Below are 7,347 nucleotides of genomic sequence, written 5' to 3' on the forward strand. Positions count from 1 at the left end.
CGGTGCCGCACTGGCCGGTCGAGTGGGGCGGCACCGGCTGGTCCCCCATCCAAAAGCACATCTGGGACGAAGAGTGCGCGCGGGTCGGCGCGCCCGGCGTTCTGCCGTTCGGCGTCAGCATGGTCGCGCCCGTCATCATGAAGTACGGCAATGAAGCGCAGAAGCGCTACTTCCTGCCGCGCATCGTTGATTGCACCGATTGGTGGTGCCAGGGCTATTCGGAGCCGGGGTCCGGTTCCGATCTGGCCTCGGTGAAGACGCGTGCCGTGCGCGAAGGCGATCACTACATCGTCAACGGCCAGAAGACGTGGACCACGCTCGGCCAACACGCCGACATGATCTTCTGTCTGGTCCGCACGGATCCGGACGCGAAGAAGCAAGAGGGTATTTCGTTCCTGTTGATCGATATGAAGACGCCAGGAATCACCGTGCGCCCGATCATCATGCTCGACGAAGAGCACGAGGTGAACGAAGTCTTCTTCGACAACGTGAAGGTGCCGGTTCAAAACCTGATCGGTGATGAGAACCGCGGCTGGACGTACGCCAAGTACCTGCTCGGCCACGAGCGCACGGGCATTGCGCGTGTGGGCAATTCCAAGCGCGAACTGGCGTTTCTCAAGCGTGTCGCCCAGCAACACCAGAAGAACGGCAAGCCGCTGCTGCAGGATCCGGTATTCGGTGCCAAGGTAGCCTCGCTGGAAATCGAACTGCTGGCGCTGGAGATGACGGTGCTGCGTGTGGTGTCGAGCGAGAACGCCGGCAAGGGCCCGGGCCCCGAGGCGTCGCTGCTCAAGATCAAGGGCACGCAGATCCAGCAGATGCTGACCGAACTGATGGTCGAGGCCGTGGGCCCCTATGCCCAGCCGTTCGACCCGAGCTACCTGGAAGGCGAAGTGCCGCAGGCGGTGACCGGCGACAACGATGCTGCCCCGCTCGCGCCGTACTACTTCAACTATCGCAAGACCTCGATCTACGGCGGGTCGAACGAGATCCAGCGCAACATCATCAGCCAGATGATCCTGGGCGTCTAACGAGCAACGGATAACGGAGACAACAATGGATTTCTCGTTCACCGACGAACAGAAGCAACTGGCCGATGCGGTGCGCCGCTTCATCGACAAGGACTACGGCTTCGAGGCGCGCAACAAGGTCGTGTACTCGCCGGAAGGCGTGTCGCAAGCCGCATGGGACGGGCTGGCCGAGCTGGGCCTGACCGCGCTGCCGGTGCCGGAAGCGCAGGGCGGCTTCGATGGCCGCGCGATGGACCTGCTGGTGGTGATGCAGCAGCTGGGCCGCGGCCTGGTGGTGGAGCCGTACACGGCGACCGTGCTGGGCACGCAGGCGCTCAAGCTGGCCGGCGGTCAAGATGCGCTGCTGGAGCAAGTGGCTGGCGGTACCGTTAAGCTGGCCATCGCCTTCGGCGAGCCGCAATCGCGCTACGAACTCTTCAACGTGACCACGCGTGCCGCACAACAGGGCAGCGGCTGGACGCTCACCGGCGAGAAGGCCGTGGTCGTGCACGGCGCACAGGCCGACAAGCTGATCGTCTCGGCACGCACGGGTGGCGAGGCACGCGATACAGCCGGCCTGTCGCTGTTCGTGGTCGACCGCGATGCCGCTGGCGTGACGGTCAAGGACTACCGCACCATCGACAACCTGCATGCCGCCGACATCCGCTTCGAGAACGCCCCGGCCACGCTGCTGGGCAAGGCTGGCGACGCATGGGAGACCATCGATGCCGTAGCCGACCTGGGATGCGTGCTGCTGTGCGCCGAGGCCGTCGGCCTGATCGACGCGCTGAACGCCGCCACGCTCGAGTACACGAAGACGCGCCAGCAGTTTGGCGTGCCGATCGCGCGCTTCCAGGCGCTGCAGCACCGCATGGTCGACATGTTCATCCATGCCGAGCAGGCCCGTTCGATCACGTACTTGGCCGCAGCGCACTTTGAAGACGGCGACGTGCAAGCGCGCCGCCGCTACGTGTCGGCCGCCAAGGCACGCGTTGGTCAGGCCGCACGCGATGTCGGCCAGGAAGCGGTGCAGTTGCACGGCGGCATGGGCGTGACGAATGAACTGCCGGCCGCGCACATGTTCAAGCGGCTGACGATGATCAACACGACGCTCGGCGACGTGGATCATCACCTGGCACGCTTCGCGTCGTTGCCGGATTTCCGCAACGCTGCATAAGGCAACCCCTGCGCCCCGCACCCGTGCGGGGCGTTTTCTTTGGCGTGGCCGGATGCACGCATGACGTGCCCCGGCGACAGAGGAGACGACATGGCAGAAGCAACGCTACCGTACGAGTTCTACTTCGACGATTTCGAAGTCGGCCGTACGCTGGAGATGGGCACGTACACCGTCACCGAAGAGGAGATCCTGACCTTCGCCCGTCAGTACGATCCGCAGCCGTTCCACGTCGACGCGGAAGCGGCCAAGCACAGCATCTATGGCGGCATCATCTCCAGCGGCTGGATGACCTGCTCGGTGATGATGCGGCTGATGGTGACGGGCTTCCTCGGCAAGGCAGCCAGCATGGGCTCGCCAGGGGTGGACGAGATCCGCTGGCTCAAGCCGGTGTACCCGGGCGATACGCTGTCGGTGTCGAGCACCTGCATGGAGATCAAGCCGTCGCAGTCCAAGCCGGACCGCGGTGTGGCGGTCAACCGCTGGGAAGCGCGCAACCAGCGTGGCGAGCTGGTTTGCACCGTCACCGGCATGGGCCTTTTTGGGCGACGTCCGGCAGCCTGATCCGCACGCCATCGCACAACAACAAGGAGACAACCGAGATGCGCATCATCGAGTCGCTCGACGAGCTGCGGGGATTGATCGGCCAGGAAGTCGCGGTGAGCGACTGGACCGAGATCACGCAGGAGCAGGTCAACCAGTTTGCCCAGGCGACCGGCGATCACCAGTGGATCCACGTCGACGTGGAGCGCGCCAAGCGTGAATCGCCGTTCGGGGCGCCGGTGGCGCACGGCTTCCTGACGCTGTCGCTGCTGCCGGCGCTGATGCACAACGCGCTCGACATGCCCGACGTGAAGATGGGCGTGAACTACGGGCTGAACAAAGTCCGCTTCACGGCGCCGGTGCCGGTGGGCAGCCGCGTGCGCGCGCGCGTGAGCCTGCTGGAGATGGAAGCGCTGCCGCCGTTGCCCAACGCGCCCACGCTGACGGGCGCGCAGATGACGTGGAACGTGACCATCGAGCGCGAAGGGCAGGAGCGCCCGGTCTGCGTGGCGGAATCGATCTCGCGCCGCTATTCCTGAGCGGTTCTTGATCGTGTCTGAAGGGGCCGGCGCAATGCCGGCCTTTGTTTTTCTTCTTGCGCTTCGCTTGTTTTGTGCTTGTCTGCGCGTGCCCCATGCGTGCGCATGACGCCGGCGAAATGCGCGGATTTGGCGCGCGTTTGGGCCGGTCTCGGCACCGTTTTGGCGCGAATTTCCCATTCCATGAGCGAAACGTGATGGCACGGTAGTTGCACTTTTGGCACCCGGGGGTCGTTCTCGCCACCACATAACCCAAGGAGCCGAAATGAAACGTCGTGAGCTGTTGAAGCTGTCGGCAGTTGCCGCCGCAGCGCTGTTGTCGGTATCGAATTTCGCGTTTGCCCAGGCAAAGGACCCGATCAAGGTCGGTGTGCTGCATTCGCTGTCGGGCACCATGGCCATCTCCGAGACGTCGCTGAAAGACGTGGCGCTGATGACGATCGACGAGATCAACAAGAGTGGTGGTGTGCTCGGCCGCAAGCTGGAGCCGGTGGTGGTGGACCCGGCGTCGAACTGGCCGCTGTTTGCCGAGAAGGCGCGCGGGCTGCTGACGCAGGACAAGGTGGCTGTCACGTTCGGCTGCTGGACCTCGGTGTCGCGCAAGTCGGTGCTGCCGGTGTATGAGGAACTGAACGGCCTGCTGTTCTACCCGGTGCAGTACGAAGGCGAGGAGATGTCGAAGAACGTCTTCTACACCGGCGCCGCGCCCAACCAGCAGGCGATCCCGGCAGTGGAGTACCTGATGAGCAAGGAAGGCGGCGGTGCCAAGCGCTACTTCCTGCTGGGTACCGATTACGTGTACCCGCGCACCACCAACAAGATCCTGCGCGCCTTCCTGCACAGCAAGGGCGTGAAGGACAGCGACATCGAAGAGGTCTACACGCCGTTCGGCCACTCCGATTACCAGACCATCGTCGCCAACATCAAGAAGTTCTCGCAGGGCGGCAAGACGGCCGTGATCTCCACCATCAACGGGGATTCCAACGTGCCGTTCTACAAGGAACTCGGCAACGCTGGCCTGAAGGCCAAGGACGTGCCGGTGGTGGCCTTCTCGGTGGGTGAGGAAGAGCTGCGCGGCATCGACACCAAGCCGCTGGCCGGTCAGCTTGCCGCGTGGAACTACTTCATGTCGGTCAAGAACCCGGTCAACGACGACTTCAAGAAGAAGTGGGCCGCCTGGGTCAAGGCCAACAACCTGCCGGGCGGTGACAAGCGCGTCACCAACGACCCGATGGAAGCCACCTACGTCGGCATCATGATGTGGAAGCAGGCCGTCGAGAAGGCCGGCTCCACCGACGTGGACAAGGTGCGCAAGGCGATGTACGGCCAGCAGTTCAAGGCGCCGTCGGGCTTCACGCTGGTGATGAACAACAACCACCACCTCTCCAAGCCGGTGATGATCGGCGAGGTGAAGGGCGACGGCCAGTTCAACATCGTGTGGAAGACGCCGACCGTGATCCGCGCCAAGCCGTGGAGCCCGTACATCCCGGGCAACGACGGCAAGCCTGACCAAGTGATGTGATCAGGCGGACCTGCCACATGCCTGACGCGCGGCAGGTCCTTTGAACGACGCTGTACGACGTGGCGCCGCACAGCTCAAGTGCGGCGCCACGCATCGGAATGCCATGACCCGCTTGTCCCGTTTCCTCGCCGCACTGCTGTGCGCGCTGTGCCTGGCCGCCGTACCTGTTGCCTCCTCGTGGGCTGCAGGGCAGCCGCTCATCCAGCTTTCCCAGGCTGATCTCAAGCCCCTGGCCGAAGACGACTTCGATGCCAAGGTGAAGACGCTCAACGCGCTCGCTGCCGCCCCTGCGGAGCAGGCCGGTCCGATCCTGCAGGCCCTGCAGAACGATGCGCTGTTCTTTGCGCCCGCCACCGGCATGGTGCGCCAGGACGGCGAGCGCTATCTCGATGCGATCTCCGGCCAGCCCATCACCGTCAAGGCGGACGACCTGCAATCCCTGACCCTGAACAACGCCCTGCGCGCGCAAGTGGACAGCGCGGCGAGCGGCTTCGTGCTGCAGTCGCCCGATCGTGCGGTGCGCGCGCAGGCCATCGACACGTTGCTGGCGCATACGGACACCGCGTCGCGGCCGATCGTCGATGCCGCCCGCAAGCACGAGACCGACGCCGCGCTGCGCGCCAAGCTCGACCTGCTGTGGGCCAACCTCGCGCTCGACGACGGCTCGCATGCGGAGAAGCTCGAAGCGCTCAAACTGCTGGCCAACGACACCGACCCGCAGACGCGCCAGCGCCTGCTGCCGCTGCTGGCCAAGGACAGCGGCGCCGATGATGAACTGCGCGCCGCCGCGCAACAGGCGCTCGACAGCCTGTCGGGGCAGCAGCGCAAGGCCGAGCTGGTCGGCAACCTGTTCGCGGGGCTGAGCCTGGGCTCGGTACTGTTGCTCGCGGCACTGGGGCTGGCGATCACCTACGGCCTGATCGGCGTCATCAACATGGCGCACGGCGAATTCCTGATGATCGGCGCGTATGCCACCTACGTGGTGCAGACGATCTTCCGCAACTACTTCCCCGGTGCGTTCGACTGGTATCTGCCGGCCGCGCTGCCGGCGGCCTTCCTGGCCGCAGCCGTGGTCGGCTTTGTGCTGGAGCGGCTGGTGCTGCGCCACCTGTATGGCCGGCCGCTGGAAACGCTACTCGCCACCTTCGGCGTCAGCCTGCTGCTGATGCAGGCCGTGCGTACGCTCTTCGGCGCGCAGAACGTGGAGGTCGCCAACCCGAGTTGGATGAGCGGTGGCATCGCGCTCTATCCGGGCTTGGTCTTGCCGTACAACCGGCTTGTCATCCTGGTGTTCGCGCTGGCGGTGGTGGCGATTGCGTGGGCGGTGCTCAACCGCACGCGCCTGGGCCTGTTCGTGCGCGCCACCACGCAGAACCGCACCATGGCTGCCTGCGTGGGCGTGCGCACCTGGAAAGTGGACAGCTACGCCTTTGCCTTCGGTGCCGGCATTGCCGGGCTGGGCGGCTGCGCGCTGTCGCAGATCGGCAATGTGGGGCCGGATCTCGGCCAGAGCTACATCATCGATTCGTTCATGGCCGTGGTGCTGGGTGGGGTGGGGCAGTTGGCCGGCACCATCATCGGCGCGTTCGGGCTGGGGCTGATCAACAAGTTCATCGAGCCGTTCTACGGTGCGGTGCTGGCGAAGATCTTCGTGCTGGTGCTGATCGTGCTGTTTATCCAGAAGCGTCCGCAAGGGCTGTTCGCCCTCAAGGGCCGCAGCGCGGAGGCCTGACATGAAGCAACCTCCCACTTCCATGAACAACGCGTTCTCGCTTCACATCCCGGCGCGCATGCCGCTGCTGTCCCGGCGCGCGTGGACGGCGCTGGTGCTGCTGTCGCTCGTCGTGTGCATCGGTGCGCCGGTGTGCGCGCTGCTGGTGCCGGAAGGCAGCCCGCTGCATCTGTCGGCCTATGCGCTCACGCTGGTCGGCAAGATCATGTGCTACGCGCTGGCTGCGCTGGCGCTCGACCTCGTGTGGGGCTACTGCGGCATCCTGAGTCTCGGCCATGGCCTGTTCTTCGCGCTGGGCGGCTATGCGATGGGCATGTACCTGATGCGTTCCATCGGCCGCGAGGGCGTGTACAAGAGCGACCTGCCGGACTTCATGGTCTTCCTCGACTGGAAGGAACTGCCCTGGTTCTGGCACGGCACCGAGCACTTCGCCTGGGCCGCGTTGCTGGTGGTGATGGTGCCCGGTGTGCTGGCATGGCTGTTCGGCTTCTTCGCCTTCCGCTCGCGGGTGAAGGGCGTGTACCTGTCGATCATCACGCAGGCCATGACCTACGCGGCCATGCTGCTGTTCTTCCGCAACGAGACGGGCTTTGGCGGCAACAACGGCTTTACCGACTTCAAGCGCATCCTGGGCTTCCACGTGGCGGCCTTGCCGACGCGCACGGTGCTCTTCGTCGTGACCTTTCTCGCGCTGGTGCTGGCCTTCATTGCCTGCCGCGCCATCGTCACGTCCAAGTTTGGCCGCGTGGTGACGGCCATCCGCGATGCCGAGGCGCGCGTGATGTTCTCCGGCTACAACCCGCTCGGCTACAAGCTGTTCGTGTGGA

Annotated in this window: 7 protein-coding genes; all 7 read left to right on the forward strand. The window is 64.9% G+C overall.

Features of this window, described 5'->3' with window-relative positions:
- Positions 1-1,031: acyl-CoA dehydrogenase family protein (locus QZ609_RS22540; protein WP_295499688.1), on the forward strand; the 1,031-nt coding region annotated here is incomplete at its 5' end.
- Between the two features lie 25 nt (positions 1,032-1,056).
- Positions 1,057-2,187: an acyl-CoA dehydrogenase gene (locus tag QZ609_RS22545; protein ID WP_295499690.1), complete on the forward strand. Its 1,131-nt coding sequence runs from the start codon at positions 1,057-1,059 to the stop codon at positions 2,185-2,187.
- Positions 2,188-2,277: 90 nt separating this feature from the next.
- On the forward strand, positions 2,278-2,748 hold the full coding sequence (locus QZ609_RS22550; protein WP_295499692.1) for a MaoC family dehydratase: 471 nt from the start codon (positions 2,278-2,280) through the stop codon (positions 2,746-2,748).
- Positions 2,749-2,786: 38 nt separating this feature from the next.
- The gene (locus QZ609_RS22555; protein ID WP_295499693.1) at positions 2,787-3,266 is read left to right on the forward strand and encodes a MaoC family dehydratase; all 480 of its coding nucleotides are present in this window, start codon (positions 2,787-2,789) and stop codon (positions 3,264-3,266) included.
- A 265-nt stretch (positions 3,267-3,531) separates the two neighbouring features.
- Positions 3,532-4,788: an urea ABC transporter substrate-binding protein gene (urtA, locus tag QZ609_RS22560; RefSeq protein ID WP_295499695.1), complete on the forward strand. Its 1,257-nt coding sequence runs from the start codon at positions 3,532-3,534 to the stop codon at positions 4,786-4,788.
- A gap of 103 nt (positions 4,789-4,891) precedes the next feature.
- On the forward strand, positions 4,892-6,520 hold the full coding sequence (gene urtB, locus QZ609_RS22565; protein WP_295499697.1) for an urea ABC transporter permease subunit UrtB: 1,629 nt from the start codon (positions 4,892-4,894) through the stop codon (positions 6,518-6,520).
- Position 6,521: 1 nt separating this feature from the next.
- Positions 6,522-7,347, forward strand: an 826-nt coding sequence (urtC, locus tag QZ609_RS22570; RefSeq protein WP_295499699.1) for an urea ABC transporter permease subunit UrtC, incomplete at its 3' end; no start/stop codon positions are given.

This window comes from uncultured Ralstonia sp. (assembly GCA_913056305.1).
Lineage (GTDB): Bacteria > Pseudomonadota > Gammaproteobacteria > Burkholderiales > Burkholderiaceae > Ralstonia.

What these genes read in the sequence shown, in the direction of transcription:
- QZ609_RS22550 (WP_295499692.1), top strand. Translation starts at nt 2,278, where the DNA reads ATGGCAGAAGCAACGCTACCGTACGAGTTCTACTTCGACGATTTCGAA.
- QZ609_RS22545 (WP_295499690.1), top strand. Translation starts at nt 1,057, where the DNA reads ATGGATTTCTCGTTCACCGACGAACAGAAGCAACTGGCCGATGCGGTG.
- urtA (WP_295499695.1), top strand. Translation starts at nt 3,532, where the DNA reads ATGAAACGTCGTGAGCTGTTGAAGCTGTCGGCAGTTGCCGCCGCAGCG.
- QZ609_RS22555 (WP_295499693.1), top strand. Translation starts at nt 2,787, where the DNA reads ATGCGCATCATCGAGTCGCTCGACGAGCTGCGGGGATTGATCGGCCAG.
- urtB (WP_295499697.1), top strand. Translation starts at nt 4,892, where the DNA reads ATGACCCGCTTGTCCCGTTTCCTCGCCGCACTGCTGTGCGCGCTGTGC.